Consider the following 26,667-nt stretch of genomic DNA (forward strand, 5'->3'; position numbering starts at 1 on the left):
TAACATGTCTGCAGTTAACCCCAACCCATAAAAAAATTTTTTGGGGTTTATGTCCCATTTATGGTTAAATTGTGGCGTAAGTTTTTTTGCAACGGAGGACATTATGGCACAACAAAAACAGGATATCCGCGCAGCCCGAACTGAACAAGCCATTCGTACCGCGTTTGAAGAAATGATTATGCACCATGAACAACCGATTCGTGTAACCGCTTTGGCCAAAAAGACTGGTATTAACCGTAAAACTTTTTACCTCCACTACGACACCATCGAGGATCTGGTTAACACCTATGTCGATGATGCCCGCGTTGATTTACTTGACCGCCTTAGCCAGCACGCGGTCAAAGATTACTTAGCCGAACGGGGGTTACTGATTAATACCCTGACCGCCTTTTTCCTGGCCAACCAGGAGTTCTATTCGTACATTCTGTTTCAGGATGACCATTCTGGACGTATTCGCCAAATTCGCGATGACGTCTCCACCCGCATGGCTGAAGCCATCACGAAGGCAACGGACTATTCGCTTAACGACGCCACCATTATCGTCAGCTTTTCGGCCAACACAATTCTATCGTTACTCCGCTTGCGTCTAGCCGGTAAGCTGTCCCTAACGCCCGAACAGATTCGTGAAAAAAGTGTCGAGCTTAGCGTTAGTGGCTTGCGAGGGGCAATGGGTTTGGATATTTAACGCGCGGGGTCCGTCGAGCATAATACAAATGTGGACCAACAGACCGCCCCATTAATCAGGAGCAATTCTGTTGGTCCACGGTGACATATTGAGGGACGGTTACTGCAGTGTGCACAGGAAGCTAAGCAAAGAACCACTGACTGGCTGCACTATAGACTTGCTCTACCGTATTGGGCTGATCATCACCAGGTAGGTCGTCACTACCTTGCATCCCGGTTCGTGCCAGTACGTAGCAAAGGCCTTGGTAACTTTCACGGTAGCCCGCGAGTTCAGCCGTATCAATCTTGATAGGTTGACCAGGGATGACGGGAATCAGTTCATCACGTTCGTAGATGCAGTCGCCATCCATAATCTTCCAGACACCGTCCTGCTTCTCCAATCGGGTGAAAATACGGGCATAGGATTGCAAATCGACCGCTTGCCCGTCGAGCTTAATCCTGGGTGACAGCATCATCACGGGCATTTCGCCGATAGCCTTGTTGCCATTAACCCAAACGGCAGTGTAATTGATCTTGTGCTTTGCACCACCACCGTTTGCCTGCGCCACTTTGGCAAAATAGCCCTTTGCTGGACCGTCATACCACGACACGTGAATCTGCGCATCATCGCTGTAACAGGCTGCCTCCTGCGCATACAGGCTGTTGTCACGCGTGTAGCGCTCATACTCGAGCAACTCGCGAATCTCGGCACGGTCGGCAACGGCCTGCTTATCCGTCTGATCCAAAGCAATATCATAGAATTTTTTTGTCGTCATAATGCGTGGCCCTCCTTATTGATTGCCATCATTATAGACAACTTTAGTAACCGAAAATAGCCGCGTTTGTTGTCCAACAGGGCCATTATGTCCCGTATTGGCCCAGGGCTTTGACCACCTAAGGGAAATTTCCGCAGGTAGCAGTGTTAATTTATCATAGCCGGCAATTAAGTTCACGCGGGTCATTTCAGGATGCACAAGTAACCCGTGTGCAGGACCCACACATTCCTCAGTTCGAATGACCCGATTATCCCCTCTATCGCTGTAACCTTTCAAACAAACTGTTCAGCAGCATGTTGGTGCAACGTTGATTAATGGCCACCAGGATATTTTGATCTAAGCTATTATTGAGGCAACACACAAAAGTTAGACAAGAAGTCTAAAAATTAAAGGACACTTCAGTTGCTCACTATCCCCATTTTACGGTTAATGAAGTCTGCTAATGCTGTTACCGTTTTTGTCTATCAGTCATCTTTAGGCGTTGATGACGGAGAACCGCTGTTGCGGGTGCTTGTTCTGTTCGATTTAGTCTAAGATTGCTGCCGCGAAGTTGCCAAACGAGATCAGCGACTTGTCTTCAACGGTGGGCGTCAATACCTGATCACCACCGAGTTTGAAACCAGTTTTTTCGCCGAGTTCAAAATCAGTGTTTGGCGTGACCGCCGTCCAGTTGACGTTCGTGACCCACTTGAGCATTTCAAATTTCCGGGATTGTTGCACCATTGCAGCCAGCCAAGGCGCACCAGCGAATTGCTTCTGGTTATCGGCCAAAAGCGTGGTTCCGTCAGCTTTCTCCAAGGTGGAGGAACCAATAACAAAGATCAATTTGGTCTTGTCATCTTCCGGAAACGCCTTAATCAGGTTTGCGGCAACGTCGATGTGCTGATAAGACTGTGGGGAAGCAAAGCCGTCCACAATGGCGTCCTAGCCAGATAAATCTTCTTTCGCCAAGGCTAGTGCGTCGTGTTCAACCACCTTGACAGCACTGTCGAGTTTGCCCTTATCTGGGGGGGATTAAGGCGTAGAATCGCCGTCACCTCGTGGTCCTGGCGCAACGCCCCAGCCGTCACTGCAGAGCCAACGTGGCCCGTAGCACCAATAATCGCAATTTTCATAGTTTAAAACTCCTTTGATTTACTTCTCAGAAATCATTATAGTTGTAACCTAATTTCCAGTCTAAAAAATGGCATTGGTCCGCCTCCCTTGCAATCACATTAACAGATGTATGCGCAAAAAAATAAAAGCACCTAGACCAATTAAGGTCTAGATGCTTCACAAAACACATTAATTCTACCTGACGAAGAGCCTATTTTACCAGCACCTGTGAGCAAAACTAGATTAAATCAAACCAGCGTTTAGTAGCTAAGCTTTCATAATTTTCATGAACATAAGCTAATCGTCCTGTTGAGTCGGCCATAAACCAGAAACGCAACGGTTTGCCTTCATATGAGAACTCTATATTGGACTGCATAGCTGACGTGCGAATTTCAAATTCTGCAATTTGAGCATTGTTGAATACTGTAGTTTCCCCTTTATGTTTGCCACCGACGGCATGTACGTATATCTTATTTTCCGTAAAAACCATAACCACCGGATATTCAAAGAATGCACTGAAAAGTTGCGGTACATTCGATAACACGTTCCAGATTACTTCATTTTTTAGTGGCTTAGTTGCAAATGCGTAGAGAAAATTGTTGTCATCGGGTAGTCCCAGATCGTTCATAACGTTTAAAGCGTCCTGGCGCGTAAATGCGGGCATTGGCCCACCCCCTTTGCCACCATTTTACCAGATGCATTGAGTAAAAAAATCAGCCACCCATTGGAGGGTGACCGATTTGGTAAAACATTCGTCTGAATGCTGTTGTAGCAGCATTTCTCTGCGCGAATTAACGCTTGGAGAACTGACTAGCCTTACGAGCCTTCTTCAGACCTGGCTTCTTACGTTCCTTCATACGAGGGTCACGAGTCAGCATGCCGGCCTTCTTCAAGACAGCACGGAAGTCAGGGTCAACAGTCAACAGCGCACGGGAAATACCGTGACGGGTTGCGCCGGCCTGGCCGGTGAAACCACCACCATTAACGTTAACCAAGACGTCGTACTGACCCTTGGTTTCAGTCAAGTCAAATGGCTGGTTAATATCTTGAATCAAAGTGTTGAATGGCATGTATTCACTAGCATCTTTACCATTCATCGTAATCTTGCCGCTCCCAGGTACCAAACGTACGCGGGCTACGGAGTTCTTGCGGCGACCAGTGCCGCTGTATACTACGTCTGCCATGTGTATCCTCCTTAAATCAAGCCCTTGATGTCAAGCACTTCTGGCTTCTGGGCCTCGTGCTTGTGGTCAGCGCCTGCGTAAACATGCAGCTTCAGGAACTGCTGGTGACCCAGCGTGTTCTTGGTTGGCAACATCTTCTTAACGGCGTATTCAATCAAACGTTCTGGGTTGTTTTCACGCAAGTCGCCAGCGACTTCGTGCTTCAACCCACCTGGATGCTGGCTGTGGTGGTAGTAGATCTTGTCCGTAGCCTTACGACCCGTCAACTTAACCTTGCTTGCGTTGATAACAATCACGTTATCACCAGTATCTACGTTTGGTGTGAATGTAGGCTTGTTCTTACCACGCAGGATAGTGGCAACAACGGATGCCAAGCGACCAAGCGCAATGTCGGTAGCGTCGATAACGTACCACTTGCGGTCAATTTCACCTGGCTTGGCCATAAATGACTTACTCATGATGAGTTTCCTCCAATGTTCTGTGTTTGTTTGACACTAGTAAGATTCCGGGGCTTACGTGGGGCAAACAATACCAGCTAATATAATATCAAATATCACGGTGAACGTCAACGCGTCCAGGCGTGTTCTATCCTGAATTTGCCGCGAATCGACGGCGAGCATCCCCCCCCGCAAAGTAGCCCAGTCACCGCCGCTACTTTGCGCGTCCAGATGCGATGCTAGATGGTCGCGCCCGCATTATTTCCCGGGTAATAAACCTGTTGCAGGTATAATCCGGATGCAGGCGCCGTCCCCCGCGCCTGCTGGCGATCCTTGGCGGCCAGCACGCGCTCAAAGTCGTGCAGATCCCGGCGGCCATTACCAATTTCTAGCGCCGTCGCGACCATAATCCGCACCATGTTGTACAGAAAGCCGTTACCATAGAACTCAAACCGCAACTCATTGTTGAGCGTGTCCTCGGTGCACGTGGCCTCGTAAATGGTCCGCACCTTATCCTCTATCTGTCCACCGCTCGCGGCAAAGCTCGTGAAGTCGTGCGTACCCACCAGGTCCCGTAACGCGGTCTGAATCCGTTGCGCATCCACTTTGTACGGATAGTGACCCGTGTACAAACGCTTGAGCGGGTCAGTGTACTTGCCTAGCGCCACCCGGTACATGTAGCGCTTGCCCACCGCTGAGTAACGGGCATGGAAATCATCCGGGGCATGCGCACACTCCAACACCAAAATGTCGAGCGGCATCATGCTGTTCAGCGCCGCAAGCATGTTGCGGTCCGGGATATCGATGGGCGTGTCGAAGGTGATCACTTGTCCCAGTGCGTGCACACCCGAGTCAGTCCGGCCGGAGCCGTCGACGTGGATGTAGGGCACCTTAGCCATCTTGGCGAGCGCCCGTTGAATCACACCCTGGACCGTGCGTTGATGTGGTTGCACCTGGTACCCCGCAAACTTGGTGCCGTCATATTTAACAGTAATTCGATAGTGAGCCAAACTTCAATTCCCCTTTGCACATCAATGTGTCCGCAAAACAATCAGTACTACGGTTACCGCCACCAATAAAATAGCGGCCACGACGTCCCCCCGATGGTAGGCCAAGGCCCGATAGCGGGTACGGCCGTCGCCGCCACGAAAACCCCGGGCTTCCATAGCCGTCGCCAAGTCGTCGGCCATGGAAAATGCCGACACAAACAGCGGAATGAACAGCGGAACAATCGACTTAAGTTGTTTAATGGGGCCGCCACTACCGAAGTCGACGCCCCGCGCTCGTTGTGCGTTCATCGTCTTGGTGGTCTGGTCCATCAGCGTAGGCACAAAGCGGAGCGCAATTGACAACATCAGTGCGAGTTCCGTTACCGGTACGTGGATTTTCTTCAGCGGCTTGAGGATGGACTCCACCGCGTCTGCGAGTCCCAGTGGCTGCGTGGTCAGCGTCAGTAACGTGGACGCAAAGATGATGAGCACCAACCGGCACAAAATGTACACGGCGTTCAGTACACCTTTGCTCGTCACGGTTAGCCATCCCCACTGCCACCAGACGTGTCCCCCGGTCGTGAAGAAGAGCTGCAGTAGCACCGTAAACAGAATTAGAAACATGATGGCCCGTAGTCCGCGGAGAAAGAAGCCCAAGCGCACGCGCGCCAGGGGCAACAGACCTAGCGTGAGCACAAATAATAGCGCGTAGGTAATCCAGTTATTTGCCAGGAACACGATGCCGATGTAATAGAAACACCCCAATAGCTTGGTGCGCGGATCGAGTTGGTGCACCGGCGAATTGCCGGGAATATAGCGTCCCAGTAGCATACTATTCATCAAGTGAGCCCCCTAACTGTGGTGCAAGCCCATCGGCGAGCTCCGCTAACGTCAGCGGTACGCGGTCAAAGTGAAAGCCCCGCTCGGTTAATTCTCCGGCCATCCGGGTAGTAGTCGGTAGCGCTAGGCTGTGCGCCTGTAACCACTCGGCATCCGCAAAAATCTCCCGCGGGGTGCCTTCCTTGACCAGGGCACCACCGTCCATGACGAGGACGTGTTCCGCAAAGTCGGCCACATCGTCCATCTGGTGCGTCACCAAAACGATGGTCAACCCTTGCTCCCGGTGCAATTGCGCAAACAGCGCCATCAAGTCGCGTCGGCCGGCAGGATCCAGCCCGGCGGTAGGCTCGTCTAGCACCAGTACGGACGGCTGCATTGCCAGCACGCCCGCAATGGCGACACGGCGCATTTGTCCACCAGAGAGGTCGAAGGGGGAACGCCCCAAAACATCGTCGGGTAACCCCACCAACTTGGCGGTGTCGGCAGCCAGCTGGGCGGCTTCGTCTTTGCCCATGCCGAAGTTTTCCGGACCAAAGGCAATGTCACGCTGCACGGTGGATTCAAAAAGCTGGCTTTCAGGAAACTGAAAGACCATGCCCACCTGCTGGCGTAGTGGCCGCAGGTGTTTGTTATTCGTTGTCGGGGTAATCACCCGGTCGCCAATCGTGACGGTACCCTCAGTCGGTTTCAGTAACGCGTTCAGGTGCTGTAGTAGGGTCGATTTACCCGAGCCGGTATGGCCGATAATAGCCGTGTATTCGCCACCACGAATTGTGGTCGACACGTCACGCAGACCCGCGCCCGCAAACGGCGTGCCGGGCTGGTAGGTATAGCTTACATGGTCGAACGTAATGTCCATAAGTAATCCACCAGTCCTTTCTCCGTAAAGTATTCGTTCGGCACCTGAATGCCGCGGCCCCGCAACGCCGCTTTGAGTTGCTCCGGATACGGTACGTCCAGTCCGTTATCGGCCAGTTCGTGTCCGCGGGTAAAAATCTCCGCGGGCGTGCCAACGTCGGCCACCTCACCGTGAGCCAGCATGATAATCCGGTCGGCACGCGCCGCTTCGCTGAGGTCGTGCGTAATGGACAAAACGGTCATGTGGCGCTCATGCTGCAACTGCGTCACCAGGTCGATGACCTCACGGCGTCCGGCCGGGTCCAGCATTGATGTGGCTTCATCGAGAATGATGATATCGGGTGCCTGCGCCACAATGCCGGCAATCGCCACCCGTTGCTTTTGCCCACCAGAAAGCCGGGCCGGTTCACGCTCGGCAAAGTCGCTCATGTTGACAGCAGTCAGGGCCGCAGCCACACGTTCGTGCATCTCTTCCCGGGGCACCGCACGATTTTCCATTCCAAAGGCAATATCGTCCGCAACGGTAGCACCGACAAACTGGTTATCCGGATTTTGGAAGACCACCCCGACATGATCACGGATATCCCACACGTGTTCATCGTCCAGTGGTAAACCGCTCACCGTCACGTGACCACTGGTAACCTGGCCCCGCTCTGGTTCGAGTAATCCGATAATGTTGCCAGCAAGGGTGCTCTTACCACTACCATTACGGCCAATAATGGCAACCCATTCGCCAGGTTGAATGCTCATCGAGACGTGCCGTAAAGCATCTTGTTCAGCATCCCGATACCGGAACGATAGGTCCTCAATATTAATGACTGGTTCCAAACGCGGCACCCCTCTCACTGGTCTTAGTCTGTATGTTTAACCCAATTATGATAACACAGGCACGGGTACTGTTGACAGCGACGGTTATGGTATCGACGTCGGCCTCACATTCATTTGTGGGTACCAAAAAGGCGGGCCATCACGACCCGCCCTAGCAACGTTGCTGAACCGCGGTCACCCTTTGCGCAAAGTGAACCACCGTTTAATTGCTATGTAGAAAATCATTTAATGATGGAGGACCAGGTTGCCCTGGCACTCGCAAGCTAGACTAAGAGGACCGTCGCCCCGGCACTATAGGCCATACCACGTGCTAATTTACATTAGCTGAGTCGAGCTGCGTGGGGCAGAAGCTTGCGCTTAACCCGACATTGACTACGGCGAAAACCGCCTCCGTCAACGTCAAGTTAATGCTCAGCTTCTGAACGCCCCACTCCGCTCTGTGGCACCCATCATCGTAACGCTCCATCGATCAAATGATCAAAGTGAATCGGCCAACGAGGGTCGATTCGGTTTTACTTAGTGGTGCACGCAATTGCTTACGCACACGTCTTGATCCGTCCAGCCGGGTGCGACCCGCCTGGTTGTGGCATCAAGATGCCACCTGAATAATTAAACCAGCTCGATGATAACCATCGGTGCGGCGTCACCACGCCGTGGGCTAGTCTTCATAATCCGGGTGTAACCACCATTGCGGCCTTCGTAACGCTTTGCCAGGTCAGTGAACAGCTTCTGCAATGCGGATGTAACCACAACTGCGTCCCCTTCTTCAGTAACATCGGCAATTTCGTTGCGAACAAACGCAGCAGCCTGACGACGTGCGTGCAGGTCACCATGCTTACCCAACGTAATCATCTTTTCAGTAGTCGAACGAATTTCCTTCGCGCGGGCTTCCGTCGTGACGATACGTTCATTGATAATCAAGTCAGTAGTCAGGTCACGGAGCAATGCCTTACGCTGGGAACTAGTACGGCCCAATTTCCGGTAACTCATGTGTTATTCCTCCTTTACAATTAGTCTTCTTGACGTAGGCTAAGGCCCAAGTCGGACAGCTTGTTCTTAACTTCTTCAAGCGACTTCCGGCCGAGGTTACGTACCTTCATCATTTCTGCTTCAGTCTTGTCGGTCAATTCCTGAACGGTGTTGATACCGGCACGCTTCAGACAGTTGTAAGAACGAACAGACAGGTCCAGTTCCTCGATAGTCATATCAAGTAACTTTTCACGCTGACTGTCTTCCTTTTCAACCATGATGTCGGCGTTCTTGGCGTCATCAGTCAGGTTGACAAAGATTGCCAGGTGATCCGTCAAAATCTTGGCGGCCAACGCAATGGCTGCACTAGGGGTAATTGACCCGTTCGTCCAGACATCCAACGTCAGCTTATCAAAATCACTGCGACGGCCCACACGAGCACTCTCAACCGTGTAGTTAACTTTACTAATTGGGGTAAAGATGGAATCCACAGCGATGACCCCAATCGGCTGGTCGTCAGACTTGTTCTGATCAGCCGGAACATACCCACGACCAGTCTTGATCGTCATTTCCATTTCCAGGCGACCGCCTTCGGCAATGGTACAGATGTACTGGTCAGGGTTCAATACCTCAACGTCAGCATCTGTTTTGATGTCCGCAGCTGTCACGACAGCCGGACCCTCGACCAAGATGGTGGCCTTCTTGTCCTCTTCCTCACCCTCAACCTTCAAAGCAAGCTTCTTAATGTTGAGGATAATCTGGGTGACGTCTTCCAATACACCATCAATCGTCGAGAATTCATGCACGACGCCATCAATGTGTACGCTGGAAACCGCTGCCCCAGGCAAAGATGAAAGCAAAATTCGCCGCAACGAATTGCCGAGCGTAGTACCATACCCGCGTTCGAGTGGCTCGACGACAAACTTACCGTAGTTGTTGTCTTCTTCAACCTTGGTGATGTTTGGCTTTTCAAATTCAATCATCTATTGTGTACCCCTTTCAAATCGAGAGTGATGTGCGACATACCCACGCGCTCAACAAAGCGTAGGGCATGCGAACTACACCCGACGACGCTTTGGAGGACGAGAACCATTGTGAGGCACTGGTGTAACGTCGCGAATAGCCGTAACGTCAATACCGGCAGCCTGAATGGCACGAATAGCAGCTTCACGGCCCGAACCAGGACCCTTAACGGCTACTTCAACGGACTTCATGCCGTGTTCCATTGCTTCCTTAGCAGCTGCTTCTGCAGCCATTTGTGCAGCGTATGGCGTGGACTTACGGGAGCCCTTGAAGCCAAGTGCACCAGCAGAAGACCAAGCCACTGCGTTACCTTGGGCATCAGTAATCATGACCAAAGTGTTGTTGAAAGTGGCGTGGATGTGCGCAACACCGCTTTCGATGTGCTTACGCACACGACGCTTGCGCGTTGTTTTCCTTGTTGCCATCAGTACAGACCTCCTTTATTATTTCTTCTTACCAGCAATGGTAGTCTTCTTACCCTTGCGAGTACGTGCGTTGTTCTTGGTGTGCTGACCGCGAACTGGCAGACCACGACGGTGGCGCATGCCACGGTATGAGCCAATTTCCTGAAGCCGCTTAATGTTCATGCTAACTTCACGACGCAGATCACCTTCGACACGAACGTTATCTACTTCCGCACGCAGCTTGTCTTCCTGGTCAGGAGTCAGGTCTGCAACACGAACATTTTCGGGAACGCCGGCTGCTGCGACAATCTTACGCGCAGTCGTGTTACCGATACCGTAAATGTAAGTCAGACCGATGACAATTTGCTTGTTGCGGGGTAAATCAATACCTGCAATACGAGCCATGTGATGACACCTCCTATTTTAGTGTTAGTTATTATCCTTGGCGCTGCTTGTGCTTTGGGTTTGCAGAGCAAATAATCATCACGCGGCCCTTGCGGCGGACAACCTTGCAGTGCTCACACATTTTCTTAACAGATGGACGTACTTTCATCTTTAAAATGCCTCCTGTGTTGACTACTTGAAACGGTAAGTAATCCGACCCTTTGTCAGGTCGTATGGAGATAACTCCACCGTCACGCGGTCACCAGGCAGAATCCGAATGTAGTGCATCCGAATCTTACCGGAAACGTGCGCGAGAATTTCTGCATCGTTTTCAAGCTTTACTTTAAACATCGCGTTGGGTAGCGTATCCACCACGGTGCCCTGAATCTCAATGACATCGTCTTTTGCCACGAAACCTTTTCCTCCTCGTCCGTTTTGGTCACAATTAATCACGCACCCAAAAATGGGCGCCGACCGTCCGGCACACCAAAGCAGTGTACCACAAAGTTCGCAAGTTGAAAACAAGTCTGTCAGCCGACAGACGGTGCCATCCTCGAGTTAGGCCATAGCCGCGAGAATTTTTTCAATCTCTGCGAACACCGCGTCAATATCCTGATCACCATTAACGGTGTACAGCAACTTCCGGTCGGCGTAGAAATCAAGCAGGGGCGTGTTCATTTCAATGTTTACCTGCAGACGGTTCTGAACGGTTTCTGGCTTATCGTCATCCCGCTGGAAGAACTCGTGACCACCACAGCGGTCGCAGGTTCCTTCAACCTTGGGGTTATGGTACAACTTGTTGTATGTTGCCCCACAGGTTTTGCAGATATAACGTGCGCTCAGACGGTCAGCCAGGATTTTTGGGTCAACGTCAATGTTGATGACCGCATCCAACGGCTTGTTCAGCTCGGCGGTGATATCAGTCAACGCCTCCGCCTGGGCAATCGTCCGTGGGAAACCATCCAGCATGTAACCAGATTCAGTATCTGGTTCCTGCAGACGCTCCTTGACGAGACCTTCAGTGACTTCGTCTGGCACCAACTGGCCCTGGTCCATATAGGACTTGGCTTGTTTGCCGAGCTCAGTACCGTTAGCCATCGCTGCCCGGAACATGTCGCCAGTACTAATGTGAGCAATTGGGTACTTCACGACGATTTTCTCGGCTTGAGTACCCTTACCCGCGCCTGGTAGACCCATTAAAATCAGATTCACTTTTTGTAGCCTCCGTTTAGCTATTTCTTCACCAGGTCGCCCTGAATGAAGCCAACGTATTCGCGTTTCATGAGCAACCCATCCAGCTGGCGTACCAACTCAATGGCTGTCATGACCACGATCAACAGGCTGGTACCACCCAAACCAATTGACTGTGGTAAGTTCCACAGCAACGCTGCTAACTGTGGCATCAGGGCAATCAACCCAAGGAAGAGGGCCCCGACAACGGACAACCGCATGAGAATCCGGGAAACGAATTTTTCCGTTTCCTTACCGGGCCAAACACCCGGAATGTAACTACCCTGTTTGACCAAGTTCTCCGACAGCTTTTCCGGGTTAACCTGGACAAAGGCGTAGAAGAACGTGAACAAAACAATCAGTACGGTGTACAAAACAATCCCGATTGGCTTCTCTAGGCTAAAGATGTTAGTCAATGTGATGTACCAACCATCACTGCCATGACTCTTTTGGAACGCCATCAAAATAGTTTGTGGCGTCACAATTAATGAGCTGGCAAAGATGACGGGGATCACACCGGCAACGTTAACCTTGAGGGGCAAGTAGGAATTGTCGCCCGCACTGGTCACACGGCGCGTGTACTGAATCGGAATTTTACGGTTAGCTTGTTGCACCCAGGTTACGAACGCAACGACAACGATGACCAGTACCACGAGACCCGCCATGAAGAGGGCTCCCTGCCAACGATCCGCTGCGTTGTTGTTCGTAATTTGGTCCGTCCAGATTTCCTGAATCCCGGATGGGAGGCGAGCAATGATACCGGCAAAGATAATCATGGACACACCATTGCCCAGACCTTTATCGGTAATTTGCTCACCCATCCAAGTCAGTAGCATCGTACCACCGGTCAAAATAATCCCGATGACGATGTACTGCTCAACGCTAGGATCCTTGACCAACCCGTATTGGGAAAGCACTTGGAACCCAGCGGTGATACCAATACCCTGGACAAAAGCCAAGATAATGGTCAGGTAACGGGTAATCTGGTTCAGCTTGCGCCGACCAACTTCACCCTGTTTACTCCATTCAACAAACTTCGGCACGATGTCCATCTGTAACAGTTGAATGATAATCTGTGCGGTAATGTATGGCGAAACCCCCAAAGCAAAGATGGAGTAGTTCGACAGGCCACCACCACTGACGGTCGATAGAATGGAAATGAGGCCGGTATCACCCATCTTAGTGAGTTGACCAGCATCAATCCCAGGTACCGAAATACTTGCGCCTAACCGGTAAACCAGCAAAACGATCAGGGTGAACAACATCTTGTGCCGGATGTCCTTTACCTTGAGAGCGTTTTTGAGGGTCGCAATCATTAGATCACCTCAATCGAACCGCCTGCTGCTGCAACAGCTTCTTTAGCAGTTGCGGATGCTTTTGCTACCTTGATGGTCAGCTTCTTGGTTAATTCACCGTTACCCAACAGCTTGATACCGTCGAGTTCGTTCTTAACCAAGCCACTCTCAACGAGCAATGCTGGAGTAACCTCAGTACCATCATCAAAACGGTTCAGGTCTGCCAGGTTGATTACGGCGTAGTCCTTGCGGTTAACGTTCTTGAAACCGCGCTTAGGCATACGACGGAACAGTGGCATCTGGCCACCTTCAAACCCAAGACGAGTCTTGCCACCCTGACGTGCCAATTGACCCTTAGTACCCTTACCGGCAGTCTTACCCTGACCGCTAGAAGTACCACGGCCAAGACGCTTGCGGCTGTGACGTGAACCTTCACTTGGAGTGAGTTCGTGTAACTTCATGGATGTGCGCACCTCCTTGTATATAGTTTTGTTAGTCCTTAACTTCTTCAACGGAAACCAGGTGGGAAATCTGGTTGATAACACCACGAGTTGCGGCGTTATCTGGCTTGATAACCGAGCTGTTCACACGGCCCAGGCCAAATTCCTTGACAATCTTGCGCTGCTTCGGCAGACGGTGTGCCGCAGACCGAGTCAACGTGATTTTCAATTGAGCCATTGTTGACTACCTCCTAGTCTTGTAGGTGTGCAACGGACACGCCGCGCAGATCAGCAACTTCTTCAGCGGTCTTCAGCTGCTTCAAGCCTTCGATGGTAGCACGAACCATGTTGATTGGTGTGTTACGACCAAGGGACTTACTAGTGATATCACCGATACCGGCCAATTCCATAACGGCACGGACGGCACCACCAGCGGCAACCCCAGAACCTTCAACGGATGGCTTCAACAGCACTTCACCAGCGCCGTAGTGACCAATCACTTCGTGCGGAATCGTAGTACCAACACGTGGCACTGCAATCAGGTTCTTCTTACCGTTTTCAACGGCCTTGCGGATAGCTTCAGGAACTTCCTGAGCCTTCCCAGTACCAAGGCCGACGTGGCCGTTCTTGTCACCAACAATCGCAATAGCAGCGAAACGCAGGCGGCGACCACCCTTGACAACTTTAGTAACTCGGTTGATAGCGACGACTTCGTCTTCCAAATCGAGTTGGTTTGGATCGATAAATGATGCCATGTTAGGTTTTTCCTCCTGTGTTAGAATTCGAGGCCGTTCTCGCGAGCAGCCTCGGCTAGTGCAGCAACACGACCATGGTAGACGTAACCACCACGATCGAAAACTACGTTGGCCTTACCAGCAGCAACGGCACGCTTGGCAATCAGTTCACCAACCGTTGCGGCTTGTTCAGTCTTAGTAGCATCGGCTTTAACTTCTTTATCGAGAGTGGAGGCACTTGCTAACGTCACACCCGCTACGTCATCAATTAATTGAGCGTAGATGTTTTTGTTGGAACGGAATACGTTCAAGCGTGGGCGCTCGCTCGTACCAGAAATCTTGCCCCGTACACGCGCGTGGCGCTTTGCACGAGTCTTGTTCTTATCTGGCTTTGAAATCACAATGTTCACCTCATAAATGTTTTATGCAGCCAATAACTGACTACTACTTACCAGTCTTACCTTCCTTACGCCGAACATATTCATCGACGTAACGGATACCCTTACCCTTGTATGGTTCTGGGGAGCGGACAGCGCGGATTTCAGCGGCGAACTGGCCAACCTTCTCTTTGCTGATACCAGAAACAGTGATGGCAGTTGTGCTAGGCACTTCAACCTTCACGCCCTCTGGTGCTTCCATTTCAACCGGGTGAGAGTAACCAACGTTCAGGACCAGCTTAGAACCCTGCATCTGGGCACGGTAACCAACACCGACCAGAGACAAGTCCTTCTTGAAGCCCTCAGTTACCCCAACAACCATGTTGTTGAATACGGCACGGGTAGTACCGTGGATAGCCTTTAAATTATCGTTGTCACGGTCAAATGATACCGTGTTACCGTCCACCGTCATCTTAATGTCGGCGCTCAGTTCGCGGGTGAGTTCACCCTTGGAACCCTTAACGGTCACAACGTTGCCGTCGCGGGAAACAGAAACCCCTTCTGGCAGCGTGACGTCCTTATAACCAATACGACTCACAGGTAGGCACCTCCTTTGTTAATTTTGTATTACCAAACGTAGGCGAGTACTTCGCCACCGACGTTCTTGGCACGAGCTTCCTTGTCGGTGATAACACCGTTGGAAGTGGAAATGATTGCAATCCCGAGACCATTGAGAACCTTAGGGACAGCGTCCGCCTTAACGTAAGTACGTAAGCCGGGCTTGCTGATACGCTTCAAACCAGAGATGACCTTTTCGTTGTCCTTCCCGTACTTCAGGAAGATGCGGATCATGCCTTGCTTGTCGTCATCGATAACTTCGTAGTCACGGATGAACCCTTCGTTCTTCAAGATTTCGGAAAGGGATTTCTTCATCTTGGAAGCAGGTACTTCTAGGCTTTCGTGACGCACCATGTTGGCGTTACGAATGCGAGTCAAGTAGTCTGCAATAGGATCTGTCAGAGCCATTGATTTAACCTCCTTTGTCTAAGTGAATTGATTACCAGCTGGCCTTCTTCAAACCAGGAATCTGACCGGCGTGTGCTAACTCACGAAGGCAAATCCGGCAAAGCTTGAACTTGCGGTAAACGGAGTGTGGCCGACCACAGCGTTCGCAACGAGTGTATTCTTGAACAGCGAACTTAGCAGGCCGGTGGTTCTTTACAATTAAAGACTTCTTAGCCAAGTGGTTGACCTCCTTACTTAGCGAATGGCATCCCGAACTGCTTGAGCAGTGCGAGACCTTCTTCATCATTTTGCGCAGTAGTAACAATGACAACATCGAGCCCACGTACGTGGTTAACCTTGTCATAGTCGATTTCTGGGAAAATCAACTGTTCGCGTACACCCAGGGTGTAGTTGCCACGACCGTCGAAACTCTTTGGTGAGATACCGCGGAAGTCACGGACACGTGGTAGGGAAACGTTGATTAACTTGTCCAGGAAGTCGTACATCCGCTCGCCACGAAGGGTGACCTTCGCACCAATTGGCATGCCTTCACGCAGACGGAAGTTGGCAATTGACTTCTTAGCCTTAGTCGTCATTGGCTGCTGACCAGAAATCAGTGCCAATTCACTAACGGCTTCGTCAAGGTTCTTGGCGTTCTGTGTAGCATCACCAACACCCATGTTCAAAACAATCTTGTCAATCTTTGGCGTCTGCATCGTGCTCTTGTAACTGAACTGCTTGTTCAGCGCCGGTGCAATTTCCTGCTTATAACGTTCTTGTAAACGGTTTGCCATGAAAAATAGGTCCTCCTTTCCTTTACTTGTCGAGAGCGGTGCCAGACTTCTTGGCTACGCGCACACGCTTGCCGTCCTGTTCGGCGATACCGACACGGGATGGCTTGTTGTCCTTCGGGTTGAGCAACATGACGTTAGAAACGTGAATTGCTGCTTCAGCATCGACGATACCACCGTTAGGGTTAGTATTCGACGGCTTCACGTGCTTCTTAACCATGTTGATGCCCTCAACGATGACGCGGTCCTTACTCTTCAGGACCTGCTTGATGGTGCCTTCTTTGCCAGCGTCTTTTCCACGCATGACACGCACCTTATCACCTGTTTTGAATAACATGTTGCACCTCCTCCTATGAAAATTACAGAACTTCGGGTGCTAGTGAAACGATCTTCATAAAGTCGTTGTCACGCAACTCACGAGCAACGGGGCCAAAGATACGCGTACCCTTTGGCGTCTTGTCATCATTGATGATGACTGCGGCATTTTCGTCAAACTTGATGTATGAACCGTCGGTACGGTGAGCACCTGACTTAGTCCGTACAATCACAGCCTTAACGACATCTGCCTTTTTGACAACGCCACCTGGTGTTGCCTGTTTTACAGTTGCGACTACGACGTCACCGATGTTACCGGTCTTGCGGTAAGAACCACCAAGGACCTTAATCACGAGGATTTCGCGTGCACCGGAGTTGTCTGCCACTTTGAGGCGACTTTCTTGTTGAATCACTGTTGTGTCCTCCTTTCGTCACGAAATGCTCTAGATAATAACGGCCTTCTCGACAATGTCGAGCAACCGGAAACGCTTGTTCTTTGACAGAGGACGTGTTTCCATGATGCGAACAGTGTCACCTACGTGGGCGGCATTTTCGTCATCCTGGGCGTAGTACTTCTTGGAGTACTTAACACGCTTGCCATATACCGGGTGGGTCTTGGTAGTGTTGACCTCGACGGTAATGGTCTTGTCCATCTTGTCAGAGACAACGCGGCCCTGATAAACTTTACGACTATTACGTTCTTCCAAAGTACTGGGCTCCTTTCCGATTATTTGTTCAGTTGCTGCTGACGCAGAACCGTCTTAATCCGGGCAATGTTCTTCTTAACCTGCTTCAAACGAGCAGTGTTTTCCAGCTGACCGGTTGCCTGCTGGAAACGGAGGTTGAACAATTCGTCTTTGTATTGCTTTTCCTTGTCCAACATCTCAGCAGTGCTCAATGCGGTAATTTCTTTAGCCTTCATTCTGCTCACCTGCTTCCTGGCGCTCGATCACCTTGGTACGGATTGGGAGCTTGTTAGAAGCCAAACGCAATGCTTCAGTTGCGACCTCTTTAGAGACGCCACCAACTTCAAACATCACCTTCTGGCGCTTAACAACGGCTACCCAGCCTTCTGGTGCACCCTTACCATTACCCATACGTACACCAACACCCTTACTGGTGTAGGACTTGTGTGGGAAGATACGGATCCAAACTTTACCACCACGCTTCATGTAACGGGTCATGGCAACACGAGCAGCTTCAATCTGACGGTTGGAGATCCAGTGGGATTCCAGAGCCTGCAGTCCATATTCACCAAAGTCAACTTTGGTGCCGCCCTTTGCGGCGCCACGCATCTTGCCACGGAATTCACGGCGGTGCTTAACACGCTTAGGTACTAGCATTGGTTACTTCGCTCCCTTCGCAGAGTTATTTGCCTTTTCCGGCAAGATTTCACCACGGTAGATCCAGACCTTAACGCCCAGCTTACCGTAAGTGGTTTTAGCTTCCTGCCAAGAGTAATCAATATCCGCACGCAGAGTGTGCAGAGGCACAGTCCCTTCGGAATAGTGCTCACGGCGAGACATGTCGGCACCGTTCAAACGGCCGGACGTCTGTACCTTGATACCCTTAGCACCTGCACGCATTGAGCGCTGCATCGTCTGCTTCATTGCGCGACGGAATGCAATACGCTGTTCCAACTGGTCGGTGATGTTATCAGCAACCAACTTGGCGTCCAGGTCAGGTTTCTTAATTTCAACAATGTTAATGTGCACGTTACGGCCGGTCAGGGCAACGATGTCCTTACGCAGGGCTTCGACCTGAGCACCACCCTTACCGATAACCATCCCTGGCTTAGCGGTGTGGATAGAAATGTTGACCTTGTTAGCGGCACGCTCGATTTCGATGGTCGAGACAGACGCATCGGCGAGCTTCTTGTTAATGAATTCGCGGATGTGCAGGTCCTCGTGCAGGAATGTGGCATAGTCCTTCTCGGCATACCACTTAGCTTCCCAGTCACGAATGACACCGACACGGAACCCATTAGGATTTACTTTTTGACCCACGCGTTATCCCTCCTTATGCTTCTTGCTCAGCGACGGTCACGGTGATGTGACTCGTACGCTTGTTGATTGGTGATGCAGAACCCTTGGCCCGTGGACGGAACCGCTTCAAGGTTGGGCCTTCGTTAACGAAAGCGTCCTTGACGTACAGGTTTTGTGCATCCAAGTCGAAGTTGTGTTCTGCGTTAGCAATCGCACTCTTCAATACCTTAGCAATGATCGGTGAACCCGCGCGAGGCGTGAATTCAAGGATTGCCAGAGCTTCTGCTGCGCTCCGGCCGCGAATCAAGTCGATTACCAACCGCGCTTTGCGAGCAGCAATTCGTACTGTCTTCGCCGTTGCGGTTGCAGACGTAATTGTTTCAGCCATGTCTGAATTGCTCCTTTCTAGCGTGCGCCGGTTTTCTTGTCATCAACGGCGTGGCCACGGAAAGTCCGTGTTGGGACAAACTCACCGAGCTTGTGACCAACCATGTCTTCAGACACGTAAACTGGAACGTGCTTCCGGCCATCGTACACTGCAAAGGTGTAGCCGATGAAACTTGGGAAAATAGTTGAACGACGAGACCAGGTCTTGATGACGGTCTTCTTCTCGTTATCTGCCTGTGCCTCAACCTTCTTTAGAAGGCTGGCATCGGCAAAAGGTCCTTTTTTAAGACTGCGACCCATTTTGTGACCTCCTTAACTACTAATCGTAGTGGTTTACTTGTGCTTACGGTGACGGACGATGAACTTCTCGGACTTAGCCTTGTGATCACGCGTCTTCTTACCCAACGTCTTCTTACCCCATGGGGAAAGAGGAGATGGACGACCGATAGGAGCCTTACCTTCACCACCACCATGTGGGTGATCGTTAGGGTTCATAACCGAACCACGAACAGTTGGACGGAAACCGAGCCAACGCTTGCGACCGGCCTTACCAATACTGATCAGTGAGTGTTCTGCGTTACCAACTTCACCAATCGTTGCACGGTTGACGGAGAGGATCATCCGGACTTCACCGGAAGACAGGCGAACGGTGACGTACTTGCCATCGTGACCCAGCAACTGTGCGGAAGCACCAGCGGAACGTGCCAACTGACCACCTTTGCCTGGCTTCAATTCAACGTTGTGAATCAAAGTACCATCAGGAATGTTAGTCAATGGTAACGTGTTACCAGGCTTAATGTCGGCGTCAGGGCCAGAAACAACCTTGTCGCCCACCTTCAGGCCCTTTGGTGCTAGGATGTAGGACTTAACCCCATCTTCATATGTCAGCAAAGCAATGTTTGCTGTACGGTTTGGATCGTATTCGATGGCCGTTACCTTAGCGGTAATGTCATCCTTCTGCCGCTTGAAATCAATCACACGGTAGAACTGCTTGTTACCACCGCCACGGTGACGGACAGTAATGTGTCCATGTGCGTTACGGCCGGCGGTGTGGCTCTGGCTTTCCAACAGGGAGCGTTCAGGACGCTTCTTGGTGATGTCGGCAAAGTCGGAACCAGACATGTTACGACGACCGTTGGTGGTTGGTTTGTACTTAATAATCGCCACGTTATTAACCTCCTTTTAAAAATTTTTCGAATTAATCTTCGAAAATCTTGATGTCTTTGGAATCAGCAGTCAGGGTCACAATCGCCTTGCGACGACGACGAGTCATACCTTCGTAACGACCCTGGCGCTTCTTCTTGCCGCGAACATTAGCAATGTTGACGTTCTTAACGTTGGCGCCGAAGATTTCTTCGACTGCGCGCTTAACCTGGGTCTTGTCGGCCTTCAGGTTAACTTCGAACGTGTACTTGCGGTTGTCCATCTCGGCGGTAGACTGTTCGGTAATGATTGGGCGAAGAATAATATCGCGTGCATCCATTATGCGAATACCTCCTCAATCTTTTGGAGAGCTGCTTGTGTGACAACCAGCTTGTTGTTGTTAACGATATCCAAAACGTTGATACCATCAGCAACAACCACCTTGACGTTTGGCAGGTTCCGGGCAGCCAAAGCAGCGTTGTCGTTGCCGGCTTCCAGAACAACCAAGGTCTTTTCGTTGGCGTTCAGGGCAGTCATTGCCTGTGCGAATGCCTTCGTCTTTGGTGCGTCGAAGCTCAAAGCGTCAACAACAACCAGGTTCTGGTCTGTAACCTTCTCGGAAAGTACAGACTTCAGGGCCAGGCGACGAACCTTCTTAGGCAGCTTGTAGCTGTAGCTACGTGGGGTTGGTCCGAAGACGATCCCACCGCCACGCCACTGTGGTGAACGGATGGAACCCTGACGGGCACGACCGGTACCCTTCTGACGCCATGGCTTGCGGCCACCGCCAGAAACGGCGGAACGGTTCTTAACCGCGTGGGTGCCCTGACGAAGAGAAGCACGCTGCATGATGATTGCATCAAACACCACGTTCTGGTTTGGTTCAATGGCGAAAATTGCATCGTTTAATTCAACGGAGCCGTTTTCTGAGCCATCTTGCTTGTACAAAGTAACGTTAGCCATCTGTTAATGTCCTCCCTTCGTGATTTATTTTGCGACCGACTTAACAGCCGTGCGAACGGTAACAAAGGACTTGTTTGCCCCAGGGACGTTACCCTTGATGAGCAATGCGTTGTGGTCAGTATCTACAGCCACAACTTCGAGGTTCTGCATGGTAACCTTCTTGTTACCCATGCGCCCTGGCAACTTCTTACCAGGGAACACACGATTAATGATGGCACCAAGTGAACCAGGACGACGGTGGTAGCGAGAACCGTGGGCCATAGGACCGCGACGCTGACCGTCTTTCTTGATGTTACCTTGGTATCCGTGACCCTTTGTAATCCCGGTGACATCCACGATGTCGCCTGCTGCAAAGGTGTCAGCCTTAACTTCGGCACCAACCTCATAATCATCAAGCGCTACATCACGGATCTCCTTAATGAAGCGCTTAGGGGTGGTGTCTGCCTTCTTTGCGTGGCCAGCTTCTGGCTTGTTGGACAGAACTTCACGCTTGTCGCCAAACCCCAACTGAACGGCTTCGTAGCCATCAGTTGCGTCAGTCTTAACCTGCAATACCGTGTTGCCAGTTACGTCAATGACAGTAACTGGAACCAACTCGCCGTTGTCAGTAAAGACCTGGGTCATGCCGACCTTTTTACCTAAGATTCCTTTTCGAGACATGGGTACACCTCCAGTTTCTTACAGATTAAAGTTTAATCTCGATATCAACACCGCTAGGCAAGTCAAGCTTCATTAAAGCATCAACTGTCTTTGGCGTTGGGTTAACAATGTCGATCAGACGCTTGTGCGTGCGCATTTCGAACTGTTCCCGTGAATCCTTGTGCTTATGTGGGGAACGCAGCACCGTGTAAAGTGTACGCTCCGTTGGCAGTGGGATTGGGCCAGAGATCGTAGCACCTGTGCGCTTTGCGGTCTCAACAATCTTCTCTGCGGACTGATCGATAATCCGGTGCTCGTAAGCCTTGAGCCGGATCCGAATCTTCTGTTTTGCCATTGTGTGTCCTCCTTCGTCTATTATCATTAGTAGACTAGCTCCGTGAAAATTTCCGTCGCGCTCTCCGTGGCAAAGCGGCCGGGCGTGTCGCAACCTCTCACATCTGCGCTATACTCGTGCAAACCGCTCCGGAACGCGCACTGCGCCCCGAATTAACCTGCAACTTTGTAAGTATACATGATATTAAGCCCGAGTTCAAGGCCTTTATGCATGTTTATTGTGCTACTTTCATTGTTCGCGTATGCCGACCCTCGTTGGCTGATGCTCCCCCACTTGTTCGGATTACCCATACCATTGTAGGGAATCACCCACTTGACGTTTGCAGGCCATTTTCATTGATTGTTTTCTGTTGTAGAATAGGTGTCAAGACACGTCAAGTGACTCATCCCAATCTTAACTACAGCCGCAAACCAGGAGGAAATTATGACTAACGCATTACTCATCATCGACTACACGAATGATTTTGTCGCAACGGACGGAGCATTGACGGCTGGAGCGCCCGCCCAGGCCATTGACGAGGCAATTGTCGCCGCTGCGGATAAGACGCTTGCAGAAGGCGGTTGGGTTTACCTACCCGCGGACCTGCACGTGGCTGGCGATCAGTTTCACCCCGAAACCAAGCTGTTCCCGCCGCACAACGAACTCAATACTTGGGGGCGCGACTACTACGGTCGAACCGGCGACTGGTTCAGTCAGCACCAGGACCAAGAGCGCGTCAACGCCTTTGCCAAAACGCGCTATTCGAGTTTCGCCGGTACCACGCTGGATATCTGGTTGCGCGAACGCAACGTTCGTGACCTAGAGCTCGTCGGCGTTTGCACCGACATCTGCGTACTGCACACTGCTGTTGACGCGTATAATCTCGGCTACCATATTACCATCAATGCGGATGCCACCGCCACCTTCACTCCCGGCGGTCAGGAATGGGCGCTGAACCATTTCCGTAGCGTACTAGGCGCCACCATCATTTAAAATTACTTCTATAATAAAAGTCGAGTCGACAAAAAACGCCCGCGACGGTCGAAAAACCGTGCGGGCGTTTCATTTGCAGTCAGTAAAAAATTACTGGCCGCCGTTCTTCTTGATGATTTCTTCTTGAATAGACTTAGGCGTTGCTTCGTAGTGGTCAAAAGTCATCGTGAAGGTACCACGACCCTGGGTTGCAGAACGCAGGGTAGTAGCGTAACCGAACATTTCGGCCAGCGGTACCATGGCGTTAACCACCTGGGCGTTACCACGAGCCTCCATACCTTCAACGCGGCCACGACGAGCAGTAACCTGGCCCATAACGTCACCAAAGTTGTCTTCTGGGGCCACAACTTCAACCTTCATGATTGGTTCGAGGATAACGGCACCAGCCTTAGGCGCAGCGGCCTTCAGGGACATCGATGCGGCAACCTTGAACGCTGCTTCAGAAGAATCGACTTCGTGGTAAGAACCATCATACAGCTTAGCCTTAACGTCAATCAGTGGGTAGCCAGCCAATACACCATTGGCCATGGCTTCCTTCAGACCCTGCTCAACGGATGGAATGTATTCACGAGGAACAACACCACCGACGATAGCGTCTTCGAATTCGAAGCCCTTACCCTCTTCGTTAGGTGTGAATTCAACCCAAACATCACCATACTGACCTTTACCACCAGACTGACGCACAAACTTACCTTGTGCACTAGCCTGCTTCGTGAAGGTTTCACGGTAGGCAACCTGTGGTTCACCAATCTGCGCGTCAACGTTGAATTCACGACGCATACGGTCAACCATGATGTCCAGGTGCAATTCACCCATCCCAGCAATCAAAGTTTCACCAGTTTCAGGGTTAGTTTCAGCCTGGAACGTTGGGTCTTCTTCAGCCAGCTTCTGGATGGCAATGTCCAGCTTGTCACGGTCTTCCTTGGACTTAGGTTCAACGGAAACCTGGATAACTGGGTCAGGAATTTCAAGGGATTCCAGAACCAACGGGTGATCCTGGTCGGTCAGGGAGTCACCAGTAGTGGTGTTCTTCAAACCGATAACGGCGGCGATATCACCAGAAAAGACTTCTGGGATTTCTTCACGGTGGTTACTGTGCATTTGCAGCAGACGACCAACACGTTCACGCTTGCCCTTAGTCGTGTTCTCAACGTAAGAACCGGATTCCAAACTACCAGTGTAAACACGGATGAAAGTCAGACGACCAACAAATGGGTCGGTGGCAATCTTGAAGGCCAAAGCGGCAAAAGGCTTGTCGTCGCCGGCCATCAGTTCAACCTGTTCACCAGAGTCAGGGTCAGTGGCGTTGTATGGCTTAACGTCCAGTGGGCTAGGCAGGTAGTCCACAGTGGCGTCGAGCAACATCTGCACACCTTTGTTCTTGAAGGCAGAACCAGCCAAAACAGGGAAGAATTCCAAGTTGATGGTAGCCTTACGGATAGCGGCCTTCAGTTCAGCAACGCTAATATCGTCACCGTTCAGGTACTTCTCCATAACGTCATCGTCAACGTCGGCAACGGCTTCAACCAGCTCCTGGCGAGCGGCTTCTGCCTGTTCCTTGTATTCGTCTGGGATATCAACAGTATCCCATTCAGTCCCGAGTTCGTCTTCGTCGTACAGGTCGGCCTTCATTTCAAGCAGGTCGATAACACCTTCGAACTTGTCCTCGGCACCGATTGGCAACTGCACGGCGTGGGCGTTAGCACCCAAACGGTCGCGGATAGTACCAACGGAGTACTGGAAGTCCGCACCAATCTTGTCCATCTTGTTGACGAACACAATCCGGGGAACGCTGTACGTGGTGGCCTGACGCCAAACGTTTTCGGTCTGTGGTTCAACACCGGCCTGGGCGTCCAGAACGGTAATCGCACCATCTAGGACACGGAGGGAACGTTCAACTTCGATAGTGAAGTCAACGTGCCCTGGGGTATCAATGATGTTAATCCGGTTGCCCTTCCAGTGAGCAGTGGTAGCGGCGGAAGTGATCGTGATACCACGTTCTTGTTCCTGAGCCATCCAGTCCATCTGGGAAGCACCGTCATGAGTTTCACCGATCTTGTGAATCTTACCCGTGTAGTACAGGATACGTTCAGTGGTAGTTGTCTTACCAGCGTCGATGTGGGCCATGATCCCAATGTTACGGGTCTTTTCAAGTGGGAATTCACGCTTGTTAGCCATGTGAAAGATTTACTCCTCTCAAGTTAATACTGAGTGACAGCACGGTTTGTGCTGTTGAATTGTGTTTGGTTCAAAGAAAGGGCTACTATATGGCGTAGCAACCGCATATAATAGCCCTTCATATTACCAACGATAGTGTGCAAATGCCCGGTTGGCGTCTGCCATACGGTGGGTATCTTCACGCTTCTTAACGGCTGCACCAGTGTTGTTGGCGGCATCCATCAGTTCGCGGGCCAGACGCTCGTCCATGGTGTGTTCACCACGAGAACGTGCGTACTGTACGATCCAACGCAAGCCCAAAGTAGTCCGACGTTCTGGACGAACTTCGATTGGCACCTGGTAGTTAGAACCACCGATACGACGAGCCTTAACTTCCAGAACAGGCATAACGTTCTTCATTGCCTCTTCGAAAACTTCGACTGGGTCGTTACCAGTTTGTTCCTTGATAATGTCAAATGCATCATAGAGAATCTTCTGCGCCTTACCACGCTTACCATCAATCATCATGTGGTTGATCAAGCGGGTAACCAGCTTTGAGTTGTAAACTGGGTCAGGCAGGACATCTCGGTTTTTTACGTAGCCTTTACGTGGCATCCTAAAACCCTCCTAATTGATTATTACCCGTTAACGGGCGATTGAATTACGAATTACTTCTTAGGGCGCTTTGCACCGTACTTGGAACGGCCCTGCATACGGCCGTCAACACCGGCAGTATCCAGCGCACCACGAACGATGTGGTAACGTACCCCAGGCAAGTCCTTTACACGACCACCACGGATCAAGACGACCGAGTGTTCCTGCAAGTTGTGACCTTCACCAGGGATGTAAGCCGTAACTTCAATCAGGTTGGACAAACGCACACGAGCATACTTCCGCAGGGCGGAGTTAGGCTTCTTTGGTGTCATCGTACCAACACGGGTAGCAACACCACGCTTCTGTGGTGCAGGGTTGTCACCCAAAGACTTTGTCTTACTGTTGTAGCTAAAGTTCAGGGCAGGAGCGTTACTCTTCTTGCCATGAGACTTACGACCTTGACGTACCAGTTGGTTAATTGTTGGCATATCTAAGGTTCCTCCTTTCGATTTCGGTACTGATATTTTAAGTCCACACATCCGGGCGGTTCATTTTTAACTGTAAAAAATGGCCACTTCGGCGGCAGTTTGGCGCGGTGCCAGTCAGCCGTCGGGTGAACCGCATAAACTGAAAAAAGCACCTTTGACAGTATACAAAGTTTTCACGGTGAAAGTCAACCATAACTTTGAATGGGTACAGTTAGTGGAGTAGTGCTGGCAAAGCGGTGGTGGGGTTGCGGCTTACCCTCCCTACGCCGTGGATTGCTACAGTAGTGGGTGACGGCCGTGTCGGACGGGTTGGTGAGTGGAGGCTTTCGTGGGCGCTCCGCGGTAAT

The 26,667-nt window shown here is 51.1% G+C and carries 44 protein-coding genes; 2 read left to right on the plus strand and 42 right to left on the minus strand.

The genetic code is table 11. From position 1 onward, the window contains the following. The first annotated feature begins 103 nt into the window (after positions 1–103). A complete protein-coding gene (locus tag LPA02S_RS01960; RefSeq protein WP_056956647.1) occupies positions 104–685 on the plus strand; it encodes a TetR/AcrR family transcriptional regulator in 582 nt (193 codons plus the stop codon). A gap of 121 nt (positions 686–806) precedes the next feature. Here LPA02S_RS01960 and LPA02S_RS01965 read toward each other — a convergent pair whose 3' ends face one another. The 39 genes from LPA02S_RS01965 to rpsJ form a co-directional block, all read right to left on the minus strand. Further along, on the minus strand, positions 807–1,439 hold the full coding sequence (locus tag LPA02S_RS01965; RefSeq protein WP_056956648.1) for a nuclear transport factor 2 family protein: 633 nt from the start codon (positions 1,437–1,439) through the stop codon (positions 807–809). 525 nt (positions 1,440–1,964) lie between these two features. Continuing rightward, positions 1,965–2,354, minus strand: a complete 390-nt coding sequence (locus LPA02S_RS01970; protein WP_082405320.1) for an NAD(P)-dependent oxidoreductase — start codon at positions 2,352–2,354, stop codon at positions 1,965–1,967. Positions 2,355–2,392: 38 nt separating this feature from the next. Further along, on the minus strand, positions 2,393–2,554 hold the full coding sequence (locus LPA02S_RS11605; RefSeq protein ID WP_156302039.1) for an NmrA family NAD(P)-binding protein: 162 nt from the start codon (positions 2,552–2,554) through the stop codon (positions 2,393–2,395). 218 nt (positions 2,555–2,772) lie between these two features. Beyond that, on the minus strand, positions 2,773–3,198 hold the full coding sequence (locus LPA02S_RS01975) for a hypothetical protein (protein ID WP_056956649.1): 426 nt from the start codon (positions 3,196–3,198) through the stop codon (positions 2,773–2,775). A gap of 127 nt (positions 3,199–3,325) precedes the next feature. Then, the gene (gene rpsI, locus LPA02S_RS01980; RefSeq protein ID WP_054649325.1) at positions 3,326–3,718 is read right to left on the minus strand and encodes a 30S ribosomal protein S9; all 393 of its coding nucleotides are present in this window, start codon (positions 3,716–3,718) and stop codon (positions 3,326–3,328) included. A gap of 11 nt (positions 3,719–3,729) precedes the next feature. After that, positions 3,730–4,176, minus strand: coding sequence for a 50S ribosomal protein L13 (rplM, locus tag LPA02S_RS01985; RefSeq protein WP_054649323.1), 447 nt, complete (start codon positions 4,174–4,176; stop codon positions 3,730–3,732). 218 nt (positions 4,177–4,394) lie between these two features. After that, positions 4,395–5,165, minus strand: a complete 771-nt coding sequence (gene truA / locus LPA02S_RS01990; RefSeq protein ID WP_054649321.1) for a tRNA pseudouridine(38-40) synthase TruA — start codon at positions 5,163–5,165, stop codon at positions 4,395–4,397. Between the two features lie 21 nt (positions 5,166–5,186). Next, complete coding sequence (locus LPA02S_RS01995) at positions 5,187–5,984, minus strand: energy-coupling factor transporter transmembrane component T family protein (protein ID WP_056956650.1); 798 nt, start codon at positions 5,982–5,984, stop codon at positions 5,187–5,189. After that, the gene (locus LPA02S_RS02000) at positions 5,977–6,843 is read right to left on the minus strand and encodes an energy-coupling factor ABC transporter ATP-binding protein (protein ID WP_056956651.1); all 867 of its coding nucleotides are present in this window, start codon (positions 6,841–6,843) and stop codon (positions 5,977–5,979) included. The genes LPA02S_RS01995 and LPA02S_RS02000 overlap by 8 nt, the downstream gene beginning before the upstream one ends. Next, entirely contained in the window at positions 6,819–7,670 is an 852-nt protein-coding gene (locus tag LPA02S_RS02005) for an energy-coupling factor ABC transporter ATP-binding protein (protein WP_056956652.1), read from the minus strand. Before LPA02S_RS02005 ends, LPA02S_RS02000 begins: the two co-directional genes overlap by 25 nt. 609 nt (positions 7,671–8,279) lie before the next feature. Next, complete coding sequence (rplQ, locus tag LPA02S_RS02010) at positions 8,280–8,660, minus strand: 50S ribosomal protein L17 (RefSeq protein ID WP_054649315.1); 381 nt, start codon at positions 8,658–8,660, stop codon at positions 8,280–8,282. Between the two features lie 20 nt (positions 8,661–8,680). Next, positions 8,681–9,622 carry a DNA-directed RNA polymerase subunit alpha gene (locus LPA02S_RS02015; protein WP_054649313.1) on the minus strand — a complete coding sequence of 314 codons (942 nt, stop codon included), beginning with the start codon at positions 9,620–9,622 and terminating at the stop codon, positions 8,681–8,683. Positions 9,623–9,697: 75 nt separating this feature from the next. Continuing rightward, on the minus strand, positions 9,698–10,087 hold the full coding sequence (rpsK, locus tag LPA02S_RS02020) for a 30S ribosomal protein S11 (protein ID WP_054649312.1): 390 nt from the start codon (positions 10,085–10,087) through the stop codon (positions 9,698–9,700). Positions 10,088–10,105: 18 nt separating this feature from the next. Continuing rightward, positions 10,106–10,471: a 30S ribosomal protein S13 gene (gene rpsM / locus LPA02S_RS02025; RefSeq protein ID WP_054649310.1), complete on the minus strand. Its 366-nt coding sequence runs from the start codon at positions 10,469–10,471 to the stop codon at positions 10,106–10,108. A 31-nt stretch (positions 10,472–10,502) separates the two neighbouring features. Beyond that, entirely contained in the window at positions 10,503–10,619 is a 117-nt protein-coding gene (gene rpmJ, locus LPA02S_RS11465; protein ID WP_003567518.1) for a 50S ribosomal protein L36, read from the minus strand. Positions 10,620–10,642: 23 nt separating this feature from the next. Next, complete coding sequence (gene infA, locus LPA02S_RS02030) at positions 10,643–10,861, minus strand: translation initiation factor IF-1 (protein ID WP_054750933.1); 219 nt, start codon at positions 10,859–10,861, stop codon at positions 10,643–10,645. Between the two features lie 147 nt (positions 10,862–11,008). Further along, complete coding sequence (locus tag LPA02S_RS02035; protein ID WP_056956653.1) at positions 11,009–11,662, minus strand: adenylate kinase; 654 nt, start codon at positions 11,660–11,662, stop codon at positions 11,009–11,011. A gap of 20 nt (positions 11,663–11,682) precedes the next feature. After that, entirely contained in the window at positions 11,683–12,996 is a 1,314-nt protein-coding gene (gene secY, locus LPA02S_RS02040) for a preprotein translocase subunit SecY (protein ID WP_054649307.1), read from the minus strand. After that, positions 12,996–13,436 carry a 50S ribosomal protein L15 gene (rplO, locus tag LPA02S_RS02045; RefSeq protein ID WP_054649305.1) on the minus strand — a complete coding sequence of 147 codons (441 nt, stop codon included), beginning with the start codon at positions 13,434–13,436 and terminating at the stop codon, positions 12,996–12,998. The genes secY and rplO overlap by 1 nt, the downstream gene beginning before the upstream one ends. Before the next feature lie 31 nt (positions 13,437–13,467). After that, a complete protein-coding gene (gene rpmD, locus LPA02S_RS02050; protein WP_054649303.1) occupies positions 13,468–13,653 on the minus strand; it encodes a 50S ribosomal protein L30 in 186 nt (61 codons plus the stop codon). 13 nt (positions 13,654–13,666) lie between these two features. Further along, positions 13,667–14,170 (minus strand): 30S ribosomal protein S5, encoded by a 504-nt coding sequence (gene rpsE / locus LPA02S_RS02055; RefSeq protein ID WP_054649301.1) that lies wholly within the window; start codon positions 14,168–14,170, stop codon positions 13,667–13,669. Between the two features lie 20 nt (positions 14,171–14,190). Next, positions 14,191–14,559, minus strand: coding sequence for a 50S ribosomal protein L18 (rplR, locus tag LPA02S_RS02060; RefSeq protein WP_054649299.1), 369 nt, complete (start codon positions 14,557–14,559; stop codon positions 14,191–14,193). A gap of 34 nt (positions 14,560–14,593) precedes the next feature. After that, complete coding sequence (gene rplF / locus LPA02S_RS02065; RefSeq protein ID WP_054649297.1) at positions 14,594–15,124, minus strand: 50S ribosomal protein L6; 531 nt, start codon at positions 15,122–15,124, stop codon at positions 14,594–14,596. A gap of 29 nt (positions 15,125–15,153) precedes the next feature. Beyond that, positions 15,154–15,552, minus strand: a complete 399-nt coding sequence (gene rpsH / locus LPA02S_RS02070; protein WP_054649295.1) for a 30S ribosomal protein S8 — start codon at positions 15,550–15,552, stop codon at positions 15,154–15,156. Positions 15,553–15,583: 31 nt separating this feature from the next. Further along, positions 15,584–15,769 (minus strand): type Z 30S ribosomal protein S14, encoded by a 186-nt coding sequence (locus tag LPA02S_RS11470; protein WP_054750925.1) that lies wholly within the window; start codon positions 15,767–15,769, stop codon positions 15,584–15,586. A 13-nt stretch (positions 15,770–15,782) separates the two neighbouring features. After that, complete coding sequence (rplE, locus tag LPA02S_RS02075; RefSeq protein WP_054649293.1) at positions 15,783–16,325, minus strand: 50S ribosomal protein L5; 543 nt, start codon at positions 16,323–16,325, stop codon at positions 15,783–15,785. 22 nt (positions 16,326–16,347) lie between these two features. After that, positions 16,348–16,659, minus strand: coding sequence for a 50S ribosomal protein L24 (gene rplX / locus LPA02S_RS02080; RefSeq protein ID WP_054649291.1), 312 nt, complete (start codon positions 16,657–16,659; stop codon positions 16,348–16,350). A gap of 22 nt (positions 16,660–16,681) precedes the next feature. After that, the gene (gene rplN / locus LPA02S_RS02085) at positions 16,682–17,050 is read right to left on the minus strand and encodes a 50S ribosomal protein L14 (RefSeq protein ID WP_054649289.1); all 369 of its coding nucleotides are present in this window, start codon (positions 17,048–17,050) and stop codon (positions 16,682–16,684) included. 30 nt (positions 17,051–17,080) lie between these two features. Further along, positions 17,081–17,344 carry a 30S ribosomal protein S17 gene (gene rpsQ, locus LPA02S_RS02090; RefSeq protein WP_054649287.1) on the minus strand — a complete coding sequence of 88 codons (264 nt, stop codon included), beginning with the start codon at positions 17,342–17,344 and terminating at the stop codon, positions 17,081–17,083. 20 nt (positions 17,345–17,364) lie between these two features. After that, entirely contained in the window at positions 17,365–17,559 is a 195-nt protein-coding gene (rpmC, locus tag LPA02S_RS02095; RefSeq protein WP_054649285.1) for a 50S ribosomal protein L29, read from the minus strand. Continuing rightward, the gene (gene rplP, locus LPA02S_RS02100) at positions 17,549–17,980 is read right to left on the minus strand and encodes a 50S ribosomal protein L16 (protein WP_054649283.1); all 432 of its coding nucleotides are present in this window, start codon (positions 17,978–17,980) and stop codon (positions 17,549–17,551) included. The genes rpmC and rplP overlap by 11 nt, the downstream gene beginning before the upstream one ends. Before the next feature lie 3 nt (positions 17,981–17,983). Next, positions 17,984–18,643, minus strand: a complete 660-nt coding sequence (gene rpsC, locus LPA02S_RS02105) for a 30S ribosomal protein S3 (protein WP_054649281.1) — start codon at positions 18,641–18,643, stop codon at positions 17,984–17,986. Positions 18,644–18,656: 13 nt separating this feature from the next. Next, entirely contained in the window at positions 18,657–19,010 is a 354-nt protein-coding gene (rplV, locus tag LPA02S_RS02110) for a 50S ribosomal protein L22 (protein WP_054649279.1), read from the minus strand. 17 nt (positions 19,011–19,027) lie between these two features. Beyond that, entirely contained in the window at positions 19,028–19,309 is a 282-nt protein-coding gene (rpsS, locus tag LPA02S_RS02115; protein ID WP_056956654.1) for a 30S ribosomal protein S19, read from the minus strand. 33 nt (positions 19,310–19,342) lie between these two features. Further along, positions 19,343–20,176 carry a 50S ribosomal protein L2 gene (rplB, locus tag LPA02S_RS02120; protein ID WP_056956655.1) on the minus strand — a complete coding sequence of 278 codons (834 nt, stop codon included), beginning with the start codon at positions 20,174–20,176 and terminating at the stop codon, positions 19,343–19,345. 31 nt (positions 20,177–20,207) lie between these two features. After that, positions 20,208–20,492, minus strand: coding sequence for a 50S ribosomal protein L23 (gene rplW, locus LPA02S_RS02125; protein WP_054649277.1), 285 nt, complete (start codon positions 20,490–20,492; stop codon positions 20,208–20,210). Continuing rightward, a complete protein-coding gene (rplD, locus tag LPA02S_RS02130) occupies positions 20,492–21,115 on the minus strand; it encodes a 50S ribosomal protein L4 (RefSeq protein WP_054649275.1) in 624 nt (207 codons plus the stop codon). Before rplD ends, rplW begins: the two co-directional genes overlap by 1 nt. A gap of 24 nt (positions 21,116–21,139) precedes the next feature. Then, positions 21,140–21,775 (minus strand): 50S ribosomal protein L3, encoded by a 636-nt coding sequence (rplC, locus tag LPA02S_RS02135; RefSeq protein WP_056956656.1) that lies wholly within the window; start codon positions 21,773–21,775, stop codon positions 21,140–21,142. Positions 21,776–21,800: 25 nt separating this feature from the next. Next, positions 21,801–22,109: a 30S ribosomal protein S10 gene (gene rpsJ, locus LPA02S_RS02140; RefSeq protein WP_054649271.1), complete on the minus strand. Its 309-nt coding sequence runs from the start codon at positions 22,107–22,109 to the stop codon at positions 21,801–21,803. Positions 22,110–22,532: 423 nt separating this feature from the next. Between rpsJ and LPA02S_RS02145 the strand changes: the two genes are divergently transcribed. Beyond that, positions 22,533–23,081, plus strand: a complete 549-nt coding sequence (locus LPA02S_RS02145) for a cysteine hydrolase family protein (RefSeq protein ID WP_054649269.1) — start codon at positions 22,533–22,535, stop codon at positions 23,079–23,081. Positions 23,082–23,171: 90 nt separating this feature from the next. On the opposite strand, the gene fusA is transcribed toward LPA02S_RS02145, so the two are convergent. The 3 genes from fusA to rpsL form a co-directional block, all read right to left on the minus strand. Beyond that, positions 23,172–25,259 carry an elongation factor G gene (gene fusA, locus LPA02S_RS02150; protein WP_054649267.1) on the minus strand — a complete coding sequence of 696 codons (2,088 nt, stop codon included), beginning with the start codon at positions 25,257–25,259 and terminating at the stop codon, positions 23,172–23,174. A 123-nt stretch (positions 25,260–25,382) separates the two neighbouring features. Continuing rightward, positions 25,383–25,853 carry a 30S ribosomal protein S7 gene (rpsG, locus tag LPA02S_RS02155; protein WP_056956657.1) on the minus strand — a complete coding sequence of 157 codons (471 nt, stop codon included), beginning with the start codon at positions 25,851–25,853 and terminating at the stop codon, positions 25,383–25,385. 53 nt (positions 25,854–25,906) lie between these two features. Beyond that, positions 25,907–26,320 carry a 30S ribosomal protein S12 gene (gene rpsL / locus LPA02S_RS02160; protein ID WP_056956658.1) on the minus strand — a complete coding sequence of 138 codons (414 nt, stop codon included), beginning with the start codon at positions 26,318–26,320 and terminating at the stop codon, positions 25,907–25,909. Positions 26,321–26,667 lie beyond the last annotated feature (347 nt).

It is taken from the genome of Lacticaseibacillus pantheris DSM 15945 = JCM 12539 = NBRC 106106, assembly GCF_001591865.1.
Classification (GTDB): domain Bacteria; phylum Bacillota; class Bacilli; order Lactobacillales; family Lactobacillaceae; genus Lacticaseibacillus; species Lacticaseibacillus pantheris.